The organism is Actinomycetospora sp. CA-053990 (assembly GCF_050948445.1).
Classification (GTDB): domain Bacteria; phylum Actinomycetota; class Actinomycetes; order Mycobacteriales; family Pseudonocardiaceae; genus Actinomycetospora; species Actinomycetospora callitridis.
On the sequence record NZ_CP192043.1, the window covers coordinates 3,434,577 to 3,451,713 of the forward strand.

At 75.7% G+C, this 17,137-nt stretch carries 18 protein-coding genes and 2 pseudogenes; 10 read left to right on the plus strand and 10 right to left on the minus strand.

The window, feature by feature from the left end:
* The first annotated feature begins 80 nt into the window (after positions 1-80).
* Both ACQPYN_RS17640 and ACQPYN_RS17645 read left to right on the plus strand, forming a co-directional pair.
* Complete coding sequence (locus ACQPYN_RS17640) at positions 81-923, plus strand: DUF4333 domain-containing protein (protein ID WP_433025371.1); 843 nt, start codon at positions 81-83, stop codon at positions 921-923.
* Positions 923-1,336, plus strand: coding sequence for an MmcQ/YjbR family DNA-binding protein (locus ACQPYN_RS17645; RefSeq protein ID WP_433025374.1), 414 nt, complete (start codon positions 923-925; stop codon positions 1,334-1,336). Before ACQPYN_RS17640 ends, ACQPYN_RS17645 begins: the two co-directional genes overlap by 1 nt.
* Before the next feature lie 11 nt (positions 1,337-1,347).
* Here the strand turns inward: ACQPYN_RS17645 and ACQPYN_RS17650 are convergent, their stop codons facing one another.
* Complete coding sequence (locus tag ACQPYN_RS17650) at positions 1,348-2,319, minus strand: 5'-3' exonuclease (protein WP_433025377.1); 972 nt, start codon at positions 2,317-2,319, stop codon at positions 1,348-1,350.
* Positions 2,320-2,415: 96 nt separating this feature from the next.
* Here ACQPYN_RS17650 and ACQPYN_RS17655 point away from each other — a divergent pair, with 96 nt between their 5' ends.
* On the plus strand, positions 2,416-3,780 hold the full coding sequence (locus ACQPYN_RS17655; protein WP_433025380.1) for an FAD-dependent oxidoreductase: 1,365 nt from the start codon (positions 2,416-2,418) through the stop codon (positions 3,778-3,780).
* Here ACQPYN_RS17655 and ACQPYN_RS17660 read toward each other — a convergent pair.
* The 3 genes and pseudogenes from ACQPYN_RS17660 to ACQPYN_RS17670 all read right to left on the minus strand — a co-directional run.
* Entirely contained in the window at positions 3,663-4,388 is a 726-nt protein-coding gene (locus ACQPYN_RS17660) for a DUF2339 domain-containing protein (RefSeq protein WP_433038932.1), read from the minus strand. The two genes, ACQPYN_RS17655 and ACQPYN_RS17660, sit on opposite strands and share 118 nt — an antisense overlap.
* Positions 4,364-4,987 (minus strand): hypothetical protein, encoded by a 624-nt coding sequence (locus ACQPYN_RS17665; protein WP_433039159.1) that lies wholly within the window; start codon positions 4,985-4,987, stop codon positions 4,364-4,366. The genes ACQPYN_RS17660 and ACQPYN_RS17665 overlap by 25 nt, the downstream gene beginning before the upstream one ends.
* A gap of 55 nt (positions 4,988-5,042) precedes the next feature.
* Positions 5,043-5,621, minus strand: a pseudogene (locus ACQPYN_RS17670) (DUF2339 domain-containing protein); the annotation flags it as partial.
* Positions 5,622-5,756: 135 nt separating this feature from the next.
* Between ACQPYN_RS17670 and ACQPYN_RS17675 the strand changes: the two are divergent.
* From ACQPYN_RS17675 to ACQPYN_RS17695, 5 genes and pseudogenes are all read left to right on the plus strand, one after another.
* Positions 5,757-5,963 carry a hypothetical protein gene (locus ACQPYN_RS17675; RefSeq protein WP_433025382.1) on the plus strand — a complete coding sequence of 69 codons (207 nt, stop codon included), beginning with the start codon at positions 5,757-5,759 and terminating at the stop codon, positions 5,961-5,963.
* Between the two features lie 74 nt (positions 5,964-6,037).
* Entirely contained in the window at positions 6,038-7,147 is a 1,110-nt protein-coding gene (locus ACQPYN_RS17680) for a M24 family metallopeptidase (protein WP_433025385.1), read from the plus strand.
* Positions 7,148-7,227: 80 nt separating this feature from the next.
* A pseudogene (locus ACQPYN_RS17685) lies at positions 7,228-7,617 on the plus strand (apolipoprotein N-acyltransferase); the annotation flags it as partial.
* A 173-nt stretch (positions 7,618-7,790) separates the two neighbouring features.
* On the plus strand, positions 7,791-8,717 hold the full coding sequence (gene lnt, locus ACQPYN_RS17690; RefSeq protein ID WP_433025388.1) for an apolipoprotein N-acyltransferase: 927 nt from the start codon (positions 7,791-7,793) through the stop codon (positions 8,715-8,717).
* The gene (locus tag ACQPYN_RS17695; RefSeq protein ID WP_433025391.1) at positions 8,714-9,487 is read left to right on the plus strand and encodes a polyprenol monophosphomannose synthase; all 774 of its coding nucleotides are present in this window, start codon (positions 8,714-8,716) and stop codon (positions 9,485-9,487) included. Before lnt ends, ACQPYN_RS17695 begins: the two co-directional genes overlap by 4 nt.
* Before the next feature lie 58 nt (positions 9,488-9,545).
* Here the strand turns inward: ACQPYN_RS17695 and ACQPYN_RS17700 are convergent, their stop codons facing one another.
* Positions 9,546-9,890 (minus strand): RNA polymerase-binding protein RbpA, encoded by a 345-nt coding sequence (locus tag ACQPYN_RS17700; RefSeq protein WP_274190467.1) that lies wholly within the window; start codon positions 9,888-9,890, stop codon positions 9,546-9,548.
* Positions 9,891-10,108: 218 nt separating this feature from the next.
* Positions 10,109-10,912: a glycerophosphodiester phosphodiesterase family protein gene (locus tag ACQPYN_RS17705; RefSeq protein ID WP_433025394.1), complete on the minus strand. Its 804-nt coding sequence runs from the start codon at positions 10,910-10,912 to the stop codon at positions 10,109-10,111.
* Positions 10,913-11,129: 217 nt separating this feature from the next.
* Between ACQPYN_RS17705 and ACQPYN_RS17710 the strand changes: the two genes are divergently transcribed.
* A complete protein-coding gene (locus tag ACQPYN_RS17710; protein ID WP_433025397.1) occupies positions 11,130-11,921 on the plus strand; it encodes a hypothetical protein in 792 nt (263 codons plus the stop codon).
* Positions 11,922-12,020: 99 nt separating this feature from the next.
* Here the strand turns inward: ACQPYN_RS17710 and ligD are convergent, their stop codons facing one another.
* Genes ligD through ACQPYN_RS17730 form a run of 4 tightly spaced genes read right to left on the minus strand, consistent with a single transcriptional unit; the run spans position 12,021 to position 15,675 of the window.
* Positions 12,021-13,454: a non-homologous end-joining DNA ligase gene (gene ligD, locus ACQPYN_RS17715; RefSeq protein ID WP_433025400.1), complete on the minus strand. Its 1,434-nt coding sequence runs from the start codon at positions 13,452-13,454 to the stop codon at positions 12,021-12,023.
* Positions 13,455-13,463: 9 nt separating this feature from the next.
* Entirely contained in the window at positions 13,464-14,597 is a 1,134-nt protein-coding gene (locus ACQPYN_RS17720; protein ID WP_433025403.1) for an extracellular catalytic domain type 1 short-chain-length polyhydroxyalkanoate depolymerase, read from the minus strand.
* Between the two features lie 20 nt (positions 14,598-14,617).
* Positions 14,618-15,016, minus strand: coding sequence for a CopG family transcriptional regulator (locus tag ACQPYN_RS17725; protein WP_433025405.1), 399 nt, complete (start codon positions 15,014-15,016; stop codon positions 14,618-14,620).
* A gap of 59 nt (positions 15,017-15,075) precedes the next feature.
* Positions 15,076-15,675 (minus strand): dihydrofolate reductase family protein, encoded by a 600-nt coding sequence (locus ACQPYN_RS17730; RefSeq protein WP_433025408.1) that lies wholly within the window; start codon positions 15,673-15,675, stop codon positions 15,076-15,078.
* Between the two features lie 109 nt (positions 15,676-15,784).
* Between ACQPYN_RS17730 and ACQPYN_RS17735 the strand changes: the two genes are divergently transcribed.
* Positions 15,785-17,110, plus strand: a complete 1,326-nt coding sequence (locus ACQPYN_RS17735; protein WP_433025411.1) for a thioredoxin family protein — start codon at positions 15,785-15,787, stop codon at positions 17,108-17,110.
* Positions 17,111-17,137 lie beyond the last annotated feature (27 nt).

A 17,137-nucleotide genomic window follows, 5' to 3' on the forward strand; every position in this document is an offset into this window, starting at 1 on the left:
AGGCGGAGCGCCCGGCATCGGACGACCCGAGGCCGAACGGTGCGGGCTCGGCCACCCGCGACGACACCCCGCCCGAGGGGATGCCCGGGCAGACGGCCCCGGCGACCACCGCCGACGATCCGAGCCCGTGGGCGCCGCCCGGCGGCCCGTCGCCGCAGCAGCCCGGCCAGCAGGAGCCCGGCCAGCAGCCCGGCCAGGCCGAGCAGCCCTCGGCCGCGCCGTCCGGCCAGGCCACGGGATACGGACAGCCCGGCTACGGGCAGGGGTACGGACAGCCGAGCTATGGCCAGCAGCCGGGGTACGGCCAGACCGGCTACGGCCAGACCGGCCAGCAGACCGCCTGGGGTCCGCCGGGACAAGGGCAGCAGCAGGGTTACGGCCAGCAGGGTTACGGCCAGCAGGGTTACGGCCAGCAGGGTTACGGCCAGCACCAGGGCCACGGTCCCCAGCCCGGCTACGGCCCGACCGGCTACGTCCAGCAGCCCGCCCCCGGCCCCGGGCCGAACCCGACGTCGGTGTGGGCGGCGCCCGGCACCGCGACGGGGTGGGGTCAGCCGGGTCCCGGCTGGGGCGGCCCGTACCCGCCGCAGCCCCGCAAGCCCTTCCCGTGGAAGGCGGTGGGCCTGGTCGTCGCGGCCCTCATCGTGATCGCGCTGATCGTGCTGGGGCTCCTGGCGTTCGTCATCGGGCCGCGGTTCGCCCGGGTCGACGTCCTCGACCCGGACTCGGTGACGCAGGGCGTCACGCGGGTGGTCACCGAGGACTGGCGCCGCCAGATCACCGGGGTCACCTGCCCGTCGGACCAGGAGGTGCGGCCCGGGGCGACGTTCACCTGCTCGGCGACCGTCGACGGCCGGCCCGCCCAGGTGCCCGTCTCGATCATCGACGCGAGCGGCACCTACTCGGTCGGGCAACCACGCTGATGGCGACGCTCGACGACGTCCGCCGTCTCGCGCTGGCCCTGCCGCGCACCGACGAGGCGGTGTCGTGGGGGTCGGCGCACTGGCGGGTGTCGAAGAAGGGCTTCGTCTGGGAGCGCCCGCTGCGCCGCTCCGACGAGGCGGCCCTCGAGGCCGCGGGCGTGCCGCTGCCCGACGGCGACGTGCTCGGCGTCCGGGTGGCGGACCTGGGCGTCAAGGAAGCGCTGATCGCCGACGACCCGGCCGTCTACTTCACGACGCCGCACTTCGACGGCTTCCCCGCGGTGCTCGTGCGGCTGGAGCGGATCGGGGTCGACGAGCTGCGCGAGCTGGTGGAGGACGCCTGGGTCGATCGCGCGCCGAAGACCGTCGCAAAGGCGTGGCTCGCCGACCAGGGCCGCGGCCAGGACGGCTGACCGACCCGCCCCTACTCGCCCCGCAGCGCGGAGACGAGACGGTCGACCGAGCCGGTGAGGTTCCAGCGCTCGGCGAGCGCCGCGAGCGCGTCCGGGTCGGCGGGTTCATGGGGCAGGGTGCGCCGCTCGCCGGTCCAGTCGATGGGGGCGTCGGGGGCGACGCGGACGACCTCGGGGGCGGCCACCAGGTACTCGCCCGCCCGCGCCATCTTCGCGCGGACGGCCGACGACATCCGCGTGTCGGAGCGGTCGAGCACCGCGGCGATCATCTCGTCCCACGAGCCGAACTTGGAGATCACCTGCGAGGCGGTCTTCTCCCCGATGCCCGCGACGCCGGGCAGGCCGTCGGAGGGGTCACCGCGCAGCATGGCCATCTCCGCGTAGCCGTCGCCGGCCCGGGCCACGGGCACGCCGTAGCGGGCGGCGACGTCCTCCGGCCCGTACAGCTCGTACTTCGACACGCCGCGGGCGATGTAGACGACGCGGACCGAGGTCGGCTCGTCGCGGACGAGCTGGAGCAGGTCGCGGTCGCCGCTGACGACCTCGATCGCGTCGGTGGACTCGGTGGCGCACAGGGTGCCGATGACGTCGTCGGCCTCGTAGCCCTCGGCGCCCGCGGTCGGGATCCCGATGGCGGCAAGCGTCTCGAGGATGAGGTCGACCTGCGGGCCGAGCTCGGGGGGCGCGGCCTCGGCGTCGGGGGCGCCGCCGACGGGGGAGGACGGGTCTCCCATCGTGGGGTCGACACGGTGGGCCTTGTACGACGGGATCGCCCGCACGCGGAACGCCGGACGCCAGTCGCGGTCCAGGCAGGCGATCACGGCGCCGGGGCGGCGCTCGCGGACCAGGCGGGCGACCATGTCGCAGAACCCGCGGGCCGCGTTCACCGGCGTGCCGTCCTGCGCGGTCAGGGTGGCCGGGACCCCGTAGAAGGCCCGGAACCACAGGCTGGCCGAGTCGAGCAGCATCACCGGCGCGTCCATGAGCGGCAGCCTCCCACCCCGGCGCCGAGGCACGGCGCTTGACGGGCCCACGCGACCGGAGTCCTCTGGTCGGCACCGATTCCCGGGGGAGCCGCCATGGACACCGTCGTCGTCGGCGCCGGACCCGTGGGGCTCGTCGGTGCCGTGGCGCTCGCGCGGCGGGGCCATCGCGTCCGGCTGGTCGACAACGACCCCGGGCCGGTGTCCGAGGACCGCTGGGACCGCCGCGGGGTCATGCAGTTCCGCCATCCCCACGGCTTCCGCGCGCAGGCCGTCGACGTGCTGCGCGCCGAGATGCCCGAGGCCGTGGACGCCCTGCTCGCCCGGGGTGCGGAGCCGATCGTGGTGCCGGGCGGGCCGGACGCCGACGCGACGGAGGGCATCGGTCTGCGCTGCCGCCGGGAGGTGGTCGAGCGGGAGATGCGACGGGTCGCCGAGGCCGAGCCGGGCGTGACGATGGTCCGGGCCCGCGCCGACGGCGTCCTCGCGGAACGCGGGCGCGCCGCCGGGGTGCGTGCCCGCGACGCCACGCTGGACGCAGGCCTCGTCCTCGTCGCCACCGGCCGGACGGCGAGCCTGGCCGACGACCTGCGCCCTACCGGCGAGTCCGTCGACTGCGGCCTGGCCTACACGTCGCGTCAGTACCGCCTGCGTCCCGGCGCCGAGCCCGGGCCCGTGAACTCCCCGATCGGGGCGGTGGCCCAGCACGACGGCTACGTCGTCATCGTCTTCCGCCACGACCTCGGGACGTTCTCCGCGCTCATCGCCCGGCCGAGCGGCGACGCCCGCCTGACCGCCCTGCGCCACGACGCTGCCTGGGAGGCGGCGGTGCGCGCGATCCCGATGCTCGACGTCTGGACCGACCCCGGCCGGGCGACGCCGATCTCCCCGGTGCTGCCGGGCGGGCGCCTGCACAACACCTACCGGGGCCAGCTCGACGAGGACGGCGGCGTCCCGCTCCCGGGTCTCGTGTTCGTCGGGGACAGCGTCTGTACGACGAACCCGACCGCGGGGCGCGGGGTGGCGACGTCGTTGATGCAGCTCGAGCACCTGCTGGCGCTCCTCGAAGAGTCCGGAGGCGACCTCGAGTCGCTGACCCTCGCCCACGACTCCTGGTGCACCGAGCGGATCCGACCGTGGTTCCTCGACCATGTCGCCGCCGACGCCGCCCAAGAGGACCGGTGGGCGGGCCACGACGTGGACCCGACCCGGCCGCCGACGTCCGACCTCGTCGTGTCGGCGACCGCGGTCGACCGCTCGCTGTTCGCCGTCGTCGGGCCCTACCTGACGATGCGGGCCCTGCCGGACTCGCTGGTCTCGGTGCACCCGCGGGTCCAGGAGATCTACGCCTCGGGCTGGCGGCCGCCGGTCGCCGAGGGGCCGACGTCCGACGAGCTGGCCGAGCTCGTCGTGCGGTCCGCCCCGGACGCTCCCGGCGCCGCGGCCACGGCCTTGGCGTAGCGCGACCCGGCCGCGAGCAGGACCAGGCCGGCCCCCAGGAACGCCGCGACGCGGGCGAGGCCGTCGAGGGCGGTGAGGTCGAAGGTCACGAGCTTCACCACCGCGGCGATCACCAGCACGCCGCCGAGCACCCGCGACAGCGAGTCCTTCAGGCCGCGCGCGAGCAGGACCAGCGCGATCGCGGTCCAGGAGATGGTGACGAGGACGTGGCCGACGAGGAACGCGTCGCGGGTGGGCGAGATCAGCAGCGCCGCGGTCACGACCGCACCGGCCGCTCCGTAGAGCGCGACGACGCCGAGCAGGCCGGCAGCCGTCGCGGCCCGGCCGCGGTCGCGCAGCCACCCGAGCCGGCCCAGGGCGACCAGGGCGACCAGGGCGACCGCCGAGAGCAGGAGGTCGACCGCGAGGGCGGCGGCGAGCTCGCCGACCGCGCCCGCGGTGACCGCGCCACCCGGCAGGGTGACGACGAACGGGCGGGCCGGGAAGCTCGCGACGAGCTCCATCGGGGCGTCCAGCCCGAGCGCGACCAGGCCCCCGACGACGCCCAGCACGGCGGCGGCGAGCAGCGGACCGGCCCGGCGGGTCACCACGGCGGCGACGCCGAGCACCAGGGCCTCGGCGAGCAGGGGAGCGACAGCGGGCCGGAGCCCATGGCGAGAACGGTCGCGACCAGCAGCGCGCCGGTGGCGCCGGCTCCGGCGACGAGGGCGAGCGCGCGGTGTCCCGTCGGAGCGCCGGCACGGTCGAGGGCGACCACGACGAGCAGCAGCGCGACCGCGACACCGCCGGCGACGAGGGTGCCGGGGATGCGGGCCAGGCCGATGCTGACGAGCAGGACCGGCAGCACCGGGGCCCCGAGCACGGCGGTGGCGGCCACCCGGCCCGACGCACCGAGAAGGACGGCCGAGACGCCGCCCGCGACGAGGACCGCGAGCACCGCGACGGTCGTGGCGAGGTGGGTGTCGGGGACGCCGGCGAGCAGCCGGATCGCGGCGCCGAGGGCCGCGAGGGTCGAGACCACGGCGGCGGTCGTCGCGACGGCGGGCCAGGTGCGACGGCGGGCGACGAGCACGGCCGCGACCTGGGCACCGAGCACGAGGGCGACGAGCGTGGGCGTCGGACCGCCGACGACCAGGGGAGCGGCCAGCCCGGCGGCGACGAGCACGCCGAGGGCGAGTCCCTGGTGGCGCCAGTGGTCGGCCAGCACCAGCCCGCCGGCGGTGACCGCCAGGGCGAACGGGGCGCCGAGCGCGAGGGAGAAGCCCGAAGAGGGCGACCGCGGCGGCCACGGTCAGGAAGAGCGCCGACACGCCGGTCGCGGCGAGGGCGACCGCGGCGGACGGCACCGCGGCATCCGCGGCATCCGCGGCATCCGCGGCATCCGCGGCCCGGCGTCGCACACGGACCCCGATCCCGACCAGCGCCAGACCGAGCACGGCGCCGCCGACCACCCGCGCCTCGGGCCCGAACCAGCCGCGCCCGGCCGCGAGGACGAGCAGCAGCACGACACCGAGCACCGTCGTCGCCGCGCCGGTGACGGCGAGCAACTTGGCCGGCGACCAGGCGGCGCGGGGAGCGCGGGGCGGACGGGGCGCGCGCACGGGGCGAGCCGGCGGCGACGGAGGCCCCCAGCCCGCGGGCGCCGGGGCCCACGCGACCGGCGGGGCCCAGGGCCCGGGCGGCGGGGGAGCCGGCACGGGCGACGGCGCCGGGAGGCCCGGCCGCGGGGCACTCTGCAGCGTCAGGAGGGTCGTGCGGATGCGGTCCACCTCGCGGGCCACGCCCGCGAGGTCGTCACCGAGGCGGGCGACGAGCGCGTCCTGCGGCACCGGGGTGTTCATGGCACGGAGCCTGGCCTGCCGGGACCGGCCCGCCCAGGGGAGGACTACTCAGTCCGGAGGATGAGTATCGCGTGACGCCCGCGACGAGCGGGCACAGGCCGCTTGCCAGTCCCACACACCGGAGGGAGACCCACCATGGGTGACATCGCGTCCAAGCTCGACAAGGACTACGAGACCAAGTCCGCGCAGGAGATCGCCGACGCACCGGTCGCCGCCCTGCAGGGCGTGAGCGAGAGCGACGCCGAGAAGCTCAAGGAAGCGTTCAACATCAAGACCGTGCGCGACCTGGGCACGAACAAGTACTTCCTCTGGGCGCAGGCGTTCGCGAAGCTCGCCGAGTGATCCCGCGGGTGCGCCCCGGGCACCTGACCCGGGGCGCACCCCGCACGGCCCCGCCTGTCCTAGGCTCGGCGACCATGAGCAGCACCCTCGCGTCCGACCGCGTGACGGCCCGGCTCGAGCGCGCCCGGGCCGCCGCCCGGCAGGCCGGGGTCGACGCCCTGGTGATCACGCCCGGGCCCGATCTCCAGTACCTCACGGGCGTCGTCAAGCACTCCCACGAACGGCTCTCGGCCCTGCTGCTGCCCGTCGACGGCGACGCCGCGTTCGTCGTCCCGACGCTGGAGCGCCCCGGCCTCGACGGCACCGCCGTCGACACGATGGAGGTGCTGACCTGGACCGACGGCGTCGACCCGCACGCCCTCGCCGCCTCCCGTCTCGGGGATGCCCGCCGCGTCGCGGTGGTGGCCGACATGCCCGCCCTGCACGTCCTCGGCCTGCGTGACGCCCTGCCGCAGGCCTCGCTCGAGCTGGCGACGCCGGTGCTGCGCGAGCTGCGCATGCGCAAGGACGACGTGGAGGTCGACGCGCTGCGCCGGGCCGGCGCGGCCATCGACGCGGTGCACGCCCGCGTCCCGGGATGGCTCGTGGCCGGGCGCACCGAGGCCGAGGTCGGCGCGGACATCACCGCGGCGATCCTCGAGGAGGGCCACACCGAGGCCGCGTTCGTCATCGTGGGCTCCGGGCCGAACGGCGCGAGCCCGCACCACGAGGTGTCCGACCGGGTGATCCAGGCCGGCGACGTCGTCGTCGTCGACATCGGCGGGCCGCTGCCGGAGGGCTACAACTCCGACTCCACGCGCACCTACGTGGTGGGGGAGCCCGGCGACGAGGTCCGCGACGTCTACGCGGTGCTCCAGCGCGCCCAGGCGGCGGCGGTCGCCGCGGCGCGGCCCGGCGTCACCGCCGAGAGCGTCGACGAGGCCGCCCGCGCGATCATCCGGGACGCCGGGCACGGCGAGTACTTCGTGCACCGCACCGGGCACGGCATCGGCCTCGAGGTGCACGAGGAGCCCTACATCGTCGCCGGCAACGACCTCCTCCTCGAGCCGGGCATGGCCTTCAGCATCGAGCCGGGGATCTACTTCCCGGGGCGCTGGGGTGCCCGCATCGAGGACATCGTCGTGGTCACCGACGACGGCTGCGAGCCGGTGAACCGGCAGCCCCACGACCTGCTCTCGTGCTGACGGCCCACCCCGAGCCCGCCCGGACGACACCCGCACGCTCCGCCCGGGGCGCCGTCTGGCTGCGCCTCCTCGGCGCGGTCGTGGCGGGGCTCCTGCTCTACGTCGCGTTCCCGCCGTTCGGCGCCTGGTGGGCCGCGCCGCTGGGCCTCGCGCTGATCGTCGCCGTCGTCGACGGGCGCCGGGTGCGCAACGCGTTCGGGCTCGGGGCGCTGGTCGGCGTCGCCTACCAGCTGCCGCTGCTGCACTGGACCGGCGAGTACGTCGGCGCCGTCTGGCTGCTCCTGCTCGTCGCCCTCGTGGTGGTGGTCGCCCTCCCGGTCGCGCTGTTCCCCCTGGTGACGCGCCTGCCCGGGGCGCCGGTGTGGGTGGCGTGCGTCTGGGTGGCGGGCGAGGCCCTCATCGAGCGCTGGCCCTTCGACGGCTTCCCCTGGGCGAAGGTCGCGTTCGGCCAGCCCGGCGGGCTGTTCGCCCCGCTGGCCTCGCTCGGCGGCGCGCCGCTGGTGAGCTTCGCCGTGGCGCTGTCCGGGGCCGGCCTCTGGGCCCTCGTGCGCGCGCTGCGCCCCCGCGCCGTCCCCGCGCCGCGGCGGGCGCCCTGGTCGCCGTCCTGCTCGGGCCCGTCGCGGGGCTCGCGACGCTGCCGTCGGTGCGCGCCGACACCCCGGGTCCGGCGATCACGGTGGCCGCCGTGCAGGGCAACGTCCCGCGCGCGGGCCTCGACTTCAACGCCCAGCGCCGGGCCGTGCTCGACAACCACGTCGCGCAGACCCGCCGCCTCGCCGACGACGTCCGGGCGGGCCGCACCCCCAGGCCCGACCTGGTGATCTGGCCCGAGAACGCCTCGGACATCGACCCGATCCGCAACGCCGACGCGGCCCGGGAGATCCGGGCCGTGACCGACGAGATCGGGGTGCCGGTGGTGGTCGGCGCCGTGCTGTCGGGCACCCGCGGCCCGGACGGGACGCTGGTCCAGGGGCCGCGCAACGCCTCGATCGTCTGGGTGCCGGGCCGGGGTCCCGGCGCGACGTACGTGAAGCGCCACATCCTCCCGTTCGGTGAGTACATCCCGCTGCGCGGCGTCGCCGAGCTCGTCTCACCGCTGGTCGATCGCGTCACCGACTTCGAGCCCGGCACCGGCACGGGCGTGCTGCCCGCCGGTCCGGCCCGGCTCGGCGTCGTGACCTGCTACGAGGTCGTGTTCGACGACTCCGTGCGCGACGCCGTCCGCGGCGGGGCCGACCTGCTCACGGTGCCCACCAACAACGCGACCTTCGGGTACAGCGACATGACCTACCAGCAGCAGGGGATGTCGCGGCTGCGCGCGATCGAGCACGACCGCGCCGTCGTCATCGCCGCCACGAGCGGGCAGAGCGCGATCGTGGCGCCCGACGGGACGCTCGTCGCGCGCACCGGGCCGCTGTTCACGCCCGGGCTGCTCGTCGAGACGGTGCCGCTGCGGACGACGACGACGCTCGCCACGCGGCTGGGGGCCGCCCCGGAGTGGGTCCTGGTCGCGCTGGGGCTCGGCGCGGTGGCCGTGGGGCTGGTGCGGCGCCGGCGGGACGCCGCGTGACGGGACCACGTCCGGACGGGTCCGACGTGCTGGTCACCGTCCCCACGTACAACGAGCGCGAGAGCCTCCCCGGTCTCGTCACCCGGCTGCTCGACACCCTGCCCGCGGTGCGGATCCTCGTCGTCGACGACGGCAGCCCCGACGGCACCGGGGCACTCGCCGAGTCGATCGCCGCGACCGACGCCCGTGTCCGGGTGCACCACCACGCGCCACGGGCCGGTCTCGGCGCGGCGTACGTGGACGCCTTCGGCGCGGTGCTGGACGGCGGGTGCGACGGCTTCGCCGACGGCGTCGGGTGGATCGTGCAGATGGACGCCGACGGCTCGCACGCCCCGGAGCAGCTGCCCCGTCTGCTGGCGGCGGCCCGGGAGGCCGACGTCGTCCTGGGCTCCCGCTACGTGCCCGGCGGCGGGACGGAGGGTTGGGCCTGGCACCGGCGCCTGCTCTCCCGCGCGGGCAACGTCTACTCGCGCCGGGCCCTGCGGCTCTCGCTGCACGACGTCACCGGCGGCTACCGCTGCTTCCGGCGCGGTGCGCTGGCCGAGGTGGGCATGGCGACGGTCGCCTCGGAGGGCTACTGCTTCCAGGTCGACGTCGCGTTCCGCGTGCAGCGGGCCGGGATGCGGGTGCGCGAGGTCCCGATCACGTTCGTCGAACGCGCCCACGGCGAGTCGAAGATGAGCGGTGCCGTGGTCCGCGAGGCGCTGTGGCGGATCACGTCCTGGGCCGTGCGCGACCGGGCGCGATGCCGCCGGGCGCGGCCCCGCTGAACAGGCGAAAGGGCCGCCCCGGCGAATGCCGGAACGGCCCTCACGATCTCGTGAACGCTCAGGCGCTCTCGGAGCGGCGCTCCTTGAGCAGGCCGAGACGCTCGTCGAGCAGCTCCTCGAGCTCGGGCACCGAACGGCGCTCGAGCAGCATGTCCCAGTGGGTACGCGGAGGCTTGGACTTCTTCTGCTCGGGCTCGGTGCCGTCGATCCGCTTGCCCTCGTCGCCGTGCAGGCGGCACTCCCAGGTCACGGGCGCCTCGGCGTCGTCCGAGAACGGCACCTCGAAGTCGTGGCCCTTGGGGCAGCGGTAGGCGAAGGAACGGCGGGGGGCGAGGTCGTGGTCGCGGTCGGTCTCGTAGCTGACAGCGCCGAGACGGCTGCCACGGAGGACGCGGTCGGCCATGATGGTGTCCTTTCCTCGACTGCGAGTGCACCCGAGGACGCACGGCCTTCGGGCACGCGTGGTTCAACGCCGCACCACCACGGTTCGTTCCCGCGGTGCCCGCCGTTCATCCCGTGCGTGACCCGACTCACGGGTGCACACCGGCCACGGAGTACCCCGACCGGCGCGCCTCCACACGGTATCGGGTCATGCGCGATGAATTGCGCGCCATCCGGATCTCAGGCCGGCGCGGTCCACGCCCCGCGGGTGACGAGCACGTCGCGCAGCAGATCGGGCCGATCGGTCATGAGCCCGTCGACGCCGAGGTCGAGCAGGCGGTGCATCTCCGAGGTCCGGTCGACGGTCCAGACGTGCACCTCGATCCCGAGCGCGTGCGCGGCGGCCACCATCGCGGGGTCGATCACCGTCAGGGCCCCGAGCCGCACCGGCAACTGCGCGAGGTCGCCGTGCACCCGGAGCACACGGTCCAGCGGGCGCCGGAGCAGCGAGGGGGTCACGGCCCGGCCGCGCAGACGCAGCGCCGAGCGGCTCGCGAGCCCGGTGACGACGCGGTCGCCGAACCGCGCGCGGACGGTCTGCAGGCGGCTCTCGTCCATGCTGGCGACGGCCACCCGCTCGGCCACGTCGTCGCGTTCGAGCAGACGGAGCATCGGCGCGACGGCGCCCGGCGCCTTGAGGTCGACGTTGAACCGCGTGTCCGGCAGCGCCTCGAGCACCTCCTCGAGCCGTGGCAGCGGCTCGCGCCCGCGCAGCCGCACGCCGGCGAGGTCGGCCCACGGCATCGTGCGCAGCACCCCGGGGTGGCCGGCGACGCGACGCAGGGTCGCGTCGTGGTGCACGACGAGGACGCCGTCCGCGGTGGCGTGGACGTCGGTCTCGACGTGGGTGTAGCCCTCCTCGACCGCCCGGCGGAAGGCGGCCAGCGAGTTCTCCAGGCCCTCGAGCTCGCCGATGTGCCAGCCGCGGTGCGCGAACGCGCGCGGTGTCCGTCCGGCCAGGTACGGGTGCTGCGCCGGGGTCACGCTCGCGGAGTCTGCCCGCTGGGCGGCCATCCTGCGCACCGCACACGATGCGGGTCTCGTTCCCCGGACGGCGGCTGCGCAGTGCCGTGACCCGTGACACGTTTCGGTGGCGGCCCGGGTCACCGTGCAGGCGTTCGTGCACATGCAGTAGTCTCGGCGATCACGCTGGGCTGAGGGGAGCGCAGATGCCGAAGGGGTCGGGGGGTGAGCCCTCCTGGTGGTCGTCCGGGTCCGTCCCCGACGACCTCCCGAGCTGGGCCCGCCGTGGCCTCGACGAGGCCCCCGAGGAGCTCGCGCCCTCGCCGCCGCCCCCGCGGTCCCGGCACCGTCGACGCGGCGCTGCGGCCGCCCCCGTCGCTGCCGGTGGCTCGCACCGTCTCCGGGGCTGGGGCTGGCCGCCGCCTCGGTCGCCGCGGCCGCCGCCGTGGTCCTGCTGGCGGTCTCGACGCTGGCGAACAACGGCGAGAACACCGCCCTGCCGCGCGTCGGCACCTTCCCGGTCGTCGCCCCGGGCACGCTCCCGGACGGCACCGTGCCCCCCGGCACGGGAACCCGCGGCCCGCAGCAGCCGGGGTCGCCGGCCGACGCCTCGGTGCTCCCGCCGCTGCAGGACCCGAGCGTGGCGCTCGCCGAGCCCCCGCGCACCGTCACCGTCGCCCCGCGGGTGCTGGCCCGCGACGACGACACCACGACACCGTCCACCCGCCGCACCACGACGACCTCCGCGGCCGAGGACGACGACGAGACCACGGCCGGCGGCAGCAGCGGCGAGACCCGGACGCCCCGTGACACCGACGACGACGAGGGCTCGGGCGGTAGCTCGGGCAGCGGCTCGGGTGGCTCCGGCGGCGGTTCCGGAGGCGGCTCGGGTGGCTCCGGCGGCGGTTCCGGGAGCGGCGGCGGGTCCGGCTCGGGCTCCCGCGGTGGCGGGATCGTCGGCGGGCTCGGGGACACCGTCGGCGGTGTGGTGAACGGCGTCGGCCGCGTCACCAACCGCGTGCTCGGCTGAGGGGCCCGAAGGCAGCTCTCCCGTTCGATGTCCCGAGAGTGCTGTGGGAGTTCCCGCGCTGACGGCACTGCCGAGAGATCGAGAGGGAGAGACCGCGCCTCAGCTCGCCGACGGCTTCTCCGGGAGGTCGGGGCGCTCGGTGTGATCCGGGCCCTCGCCGAGCGCCGCGGCGTAGAGGTCGCCGTGGGCCTCGATGCGCGCCAGCACGTCCGCGGGGGAGAAGGTCAGCTCCCGGACCTCGGTCGCCGCGGTGACCTCGTCCCACGTCAGCGGCGTGGAGACCGTCGGTGCGCCGTTCGCCGCGCGCGCACGCATCGAGTACGGCGCGACGGTGGTCTTCGCGGTGTTGTTCTGGCTCCAGTCGACGAAGATCTTCCCGCGTCGCCGGTCCTTGGCCATGATCGCGGTGACCGAGCGCGGGGTCTCGCGGGCCAGGAGCTCGGCGACGTTCTTCGCGTAGGCGGACGTGCGCCCCGGGTCGTCGACCCGCACCGCGGCGCTGACCTGCATGCCCTTGCTACCGCTGGTCTTCGGGCAGGGCGTGAGCCCGTCGGCGGCGAGGACGTCGCGCAGGCGCTCGGCCAGGCGCGCGCAGTCGACCACCGTGGTGCCCTCGCCGGGGTCGAGGTCGAACACCAGCTCGTCGGGCGGCTGGACGACGTCGTCGTCGTCGACGCGCCACTGCGGCACGTGCAGCTCGAGGACCGCGAGGTTGGCGAGGTAGACCAGCGTCGCGAGCTCCTCGACCACCACGAAGTTGGCCGTCGTCGTGCCCCGGCTGCTGCCGGGGGTGGGGACCTCGACGCTGCGCAGCCACTCCGGCGCCTTGGCCCCCGCGTTCTTCTCGTAGAAGGACGGGGCGGAGATGCCGTCCGGGAAGCGCCGCAGCGTCAGGGGCCGGCCGGCGAGGTGGGGGAGGATCGTGTCGGCGACCCGGGCGTAGTAGTCGATCACCGACGCCTTCGGGACGTCGGGGTAGAGCTCCTTGTCCAGGTTGGACAGCCGCAGCGACCGGCCGCCCACCGCGACCCGCGGGGACTGTGCCGCCTTGTTCCGGGCGGGCGCCGGAGCGTCGGACTTCCGGCGCTGGACGAGCCAGTCCTTCTCGTCGTGGTCGCTCCGGTCCGGCTTGAAGAAGACGAACCGGCCCTCCACCCGCTCGCCGTGCAGCGTCACCGCGACCTCGGTGTCCGACCACTTCTCGACCTCGTAGCGCCCGGCGTCCCAGATCGTCATGGCTCCGCCGCCGTACTCGCCGGCGGGGATCTCGCCGTGGAAGTCCAGGTACTCCAGCGGGTGGTCCTCGGTGTGCACCGCGAGCCGGGGCGCCCCGGGCTTGTCGGGCAGCCCGCGCGGCACCGCCCAGCACACGAGCACGCCGTCGCGCTCGAAGCGGACGTCGTAGTGCAGGCGGCGCGCGTGGTGCTCCTGCACGACGAAGCGCTCCCCGGCGGGGGCCTCCCCGACCTCTCCGAACGGCTCCGGCGTGCGCGCCGGATCCCGCTTCGCGTTGTACTCGGAGAGGTCGGGCATGTCGGATATCTACCCGACCTCGCGGCCCTGGTGCACCCCGGTCCCGCTGAACCCGAAGAATGCGAACATCGCCGCGGCGACGTCCGGACCCGCGGGGTCGGCGTACTGCTCCCCGGCGCGGCCCCCGGACCAGTCGTGGCCCATGCCGTGCACCGTCCACGACTCCGCGAGCACCCGGCCGCCCGGCTCGGACCAGCGCTCCCGCGTCCAGTCGCGCCCGGCCTCGGTGCGCCCGGTCTCGCGGACGTGCTCGGTGGCGCCCTTCGCGGCGAGCGCCGCCCGCACCACGGCCTCGCCGTTGCCGGCCGCGACGGTGCGGTCGGCGTCGCCGTGCACGACGATCAGCGGGACCGGACCGGCGTCCGTCACCGTCCGGGGCGGGCTGGACATCGCCGCGAACGCCGAGCCGACGTCGCGGGCGGCGCCGTGGGGGAGTCCCGAGTGCACGCCTGCGCCGCAGAACAGGTCCGGGTAGGTCGCCGCCATCACCGCGGCCATCGCGGCGCCCGCGGAGAACCCGGCGACGGCGACCCGCGATGGGTCGACGCCGTGCTGCGCGGTGACCTCGCGGGTCACGGCGGCGATCATCGCGGGCTCGCCGGCGTCGCGGGCCTGGTCGCCGGGGCGGAACCAGTTCCAGTAGCCCATCGCGTTCGCCGAGCGCGACTGCTCGGGGTAGGCGACGACGACCCCGGCCCGTTCGGCCGCCTCGTCCATCCCGGTGCAGGCGGCGAACGCGTCGGCGTCCTGGGTGCCGCCGTGCAGCATCACCAGCAACGGTGCGCCAGCGGTCCTGTCACTGGAGGCACCGGTGGGCACGTACAGGCGGTAGGCCAGGCCGCCGGCCGAGCCGCGGGTGACGGTGCCGGGCGCGCGATCGGACGTCCCGGCGCCGGCGGCGCCCCGGGGCCCGGGCATCGAGCCGCCCGGCATCGAGAAACCGCCCGGCATCGTGCTCGACGGCATGGTGAAGGCCGGCATCGTGCCCCCGCTCATGGGAAGGCCGCCGCCGAGGCGCTCCTGCAGGGCGGAGGTGGCCTCCATGAGCCGGCCCGAGCGCATCAGGCGCGCGGCCTCGCTCGTCCCGTTCATCGCCGTCCCGGCGCGCAGGGTGTCGCGGATCAGCTTGGCGGTACGGAACACGGTGCCTCCAGGGACAGCGGTCAGACGGTGCGGGACCCGAGCGCCGACTTGACGGCCCGGCTCGCGCGGAAGGCCCCGAGCACCTCGACCGAGGCGATCGTGGCCAGCGCGAGCTCGGGCGTGACGTCGTCGGCGACGGTGGCGAGCCCCAGCACCCGGATGTGCACCTGCTCGCCCCGGTCACGCATCGCCTCCAGCTCAGGGCGGGAGAAGTGCTGCGTGCCGAGCACGAGGGTGCGGCGCGCGACCGTGTGCTCGATCGCGGGGGCGCTCGCCGTGAGTTGGTTGCGCACGGCGGTGCGGATGAAGTCGGTGCGGTTGGTGAAGTGTCCTTCCTGCACCAGGAGGTCGATCCGGCCGAGGTCGACCGGCCCGAGGTTCACGGTGATCTTCTCGGTACGGTCCGGCTCACCGGCCATCATGCCCTCCTTAAGCCATCCATATGGATGGTGCATGGAGGGCGGCATGCGCGCAAGTCCTAGCCCTGGGCGGCGTAGCGGTGCAGGACGAGCGACGAGTCGGCGAGCTGCCGGGCCTCGAGCAGCCGCAGAGGGACACGACCCGTTCCGTTCAGCGCAGCCTCCGCCAGCAGCGGCATCCCGGCCCCGAGCAGCGCCGGACCGACCAGGACGTGCAGCTCGTCGACCAGACCCGCGACGAGGAGCGGGTTCCAGGTCCGGAAGCTGCCGAACGCGAGGACGTCGCCGCCGTCGCCCGCGGTGAGCTCGGCGACCGTCGCCGCCGCGTCGGCACGCGGGACGACCCGGGTGATGTCGGCCCAGGGCGCGCCCGGCTCGATCACCAGCGAGTCCGAGACGACGACCTTCTCCAGCCTGTCGTGCTCCCGGGCGATCTCCCGCTGGCGCTCGTCCTGCGCCGGGTCGTCGGCCACGGCGGGCCAGTAGGACCGGAACTCCTCGTAGGTCTGCCGGCCGGCCAGCAGGGTGCCGGCGGCACGGATCCGCTCGAGGGCGTAGACGTTGAAGCCCTCGTCGAAGGGCATGCCCACGAGATCGCCCCCGGGCCCGGCGACGAACCCGTCGAGCGAGGTGATGGCGGTGACGACGAGCGTGCGCATGGTCGGTGCTCCTCCGGATCGGCGCGCCGGTCGCGCGCTCTCGGTCCGGGGACGGAACCGACGCGGGATTCTCGACACGACCGCGCCCGGTCTGGGTAGCGTCCTCGCCGTGACCACGACGGCGATCCCCGACGACGGGCTCGTCGTGGTGGTCAAGCAGGACTGCCCGACCTGCCAGCTGGTCGCGCCGGTGCTCGGGGACCTCGACGCCATCGTCTACAGCCAGGACGACCCGGCGTTCCCCGACGGCGTCGCCGTCGTCGACGACACCGGACTCGACGCGAGCCTCGCGCTGGGCATCGACGTGGTGCCGACGCTGCTGCGCCGCCGCGAGGGCGCCGAGACCGACCGCGCCGAGGGCTGGGACCGGGCGCGCTGGCGGGAGCTGTCCGGCGTCGCCGACCTCGGCGCGGACCTCACCGACTGGAAGCCGGGCTGCGGCTCCCGCACCCACGACCCGGCGGTGGCCGAGGAGCTGCTGGTGCGCACCCGCGGGCACGAGCTGCACGCCCGGCGCGTCGAGCTCGCCGGGCTCGAGGACGAGGCCGAGGCGCTCTACGACCGCGGCTGGACCGACGGCCTCCCGGTGGTGGCGCCGACGCCGGCGCGGGTGCTGCGGATGCTGGCCGGGACGTCGCGCGCGCCCGACGAGGTCGTCGCCACCGTGCCCCCGAACCTCGTGCCGGCGACCGTCGAGAAGGTCGCCATCAACGCCGTCCTCGCGGGCTGCCGTCCCGAGTACCTCCCCGTGGTGCTCGCCGCCGTGGAGGCCGCCTGCGCCGAGGAGTTCAACGCCCATGGCCTGCTCGCCACCACCTGGGCCGCCGCACCGGCGGTCCTGGTCCACGGCCCGATCGCGCGCCGGATCGGGGTGAACACGGGGGGCAACGCGCTGGGGCAGGGCACCCGGGCGAACTCGACGATCGGGCGCGCGCTGCAGCTGGTGATCCGCAACGTCGGCGGCGGCCGTCCCGGCGAGGTCGACCGCGCGACCCTGGGCCAGCCCGGCAAGGTCGGGCTCTGCTTCGCCGAGGACGAGCAGCACTCGCCGTGGGAGCCGCTGTCGGTGTCGCGCGGGGTGCCGGCGGGGGCCTCGGCGGTGACGGTGTTCGCCGCCGAGGGCGCCCAGGGCGTCGTCGACCAGATCTCGCGGACGCCGGGGTCGCTGGCGCGCTCGCTCGCCCGGGGCTGCGCGACGTCGGGCACCCCAAGATCGCGCCCGGGTTCGACGCGGTGCTCGTCGTCGTCCCCGAGCACGCCGCGGTCTTCGCCGAGGCGGGCTGGGACCGGGCCCGCCTGCACGCCGAGCTCGACGAGCTGCTCCTGCTGGCGCCCGAGGAGATCGCGCGCGGCGCCGACGGCATCGACGAGGGCATGCCGGCCCCACTGCACCGGCCGCTGGGGCCGCGTCCGAAGTTCCGGCCCGGCGGGCTGATGATCGCCGTCGCCGGCGGGGGAGCGG

Bases quoted from the DNA above. Each gene is read 5' to 3' on its own strand.
- ACQPYN_RS17650 (WP_433025377.1), bottom strand. From the start codon at position 2,319: ATGGACGCGCCGGTGATGCTGCTCGACTCGGCCAGCCTGTGGTTCCGG.
- ACQPYN_RS17680 (WP_433025385.1), top strand. From the start codon at position 6,038: ATGAGCAGCACCCTCGCGTCCGACCGCGTGACGGCCCGGCTCGAGCGC.
- ACQPYN_RS17675 (WP_433025382.1), top strand. From the start codon at position 5,757: ATGGGTGACATCGCGTCCAAGCTCGACAAGGACTACGAGACCAAGTCC.
- ACQPYN_RS17725 (WP_433025405.1), bottom strand. From the start codon at position 15,016: ATGGCCGGTGAGCCGGACCGTACCGAGAAGATCACCGTGAACCTCGGG.
- ACQPYN_RS17645 (WP_433025374.1), top strand. From the start codon at position 923: ATGGCGACGCTCGACGACGTCCGCCGTCTCGCGCTGGCCCTGCCGCGC.
- ACQPYN_RS17700 (WP_274190467.1), bottom strand. From the start codon at position 9,890: ATGGCCGACCGCGTCCTCCGTGGCAGCCGTCTCGGCGCTGTCAGCTAC.
- ACQPYN_RS17640 (WP_433025371.1), top strand. From the start codon at position 81: ATGCCCGGGCAGACGGCCCCGGCGACCACCGCCGACGATCCGAGCCCG.
- ACQPYN_RS17730 (WP_433025408.1), bottom strand. From the start codon at position 15,675: ATGCGCACGCTCGTCGTCACCGCCATCACCTCGCTCGACGGGTTCGTC.
- ACQPYN_RS17655 (WP_433025380.1), top strand. From the start codon at position 2,416: ATGGACACCGTCGTCGTCGGCGCCGGACCCGTGGGGCTCGTCGGTGCC.
- ligD (WP_433025400.1), bottom strand. From the start codon at position 13,454: ATGCCCGACCTCTCCGAGTACAACGCGAAGCGGGATCCGGCGCGCACG.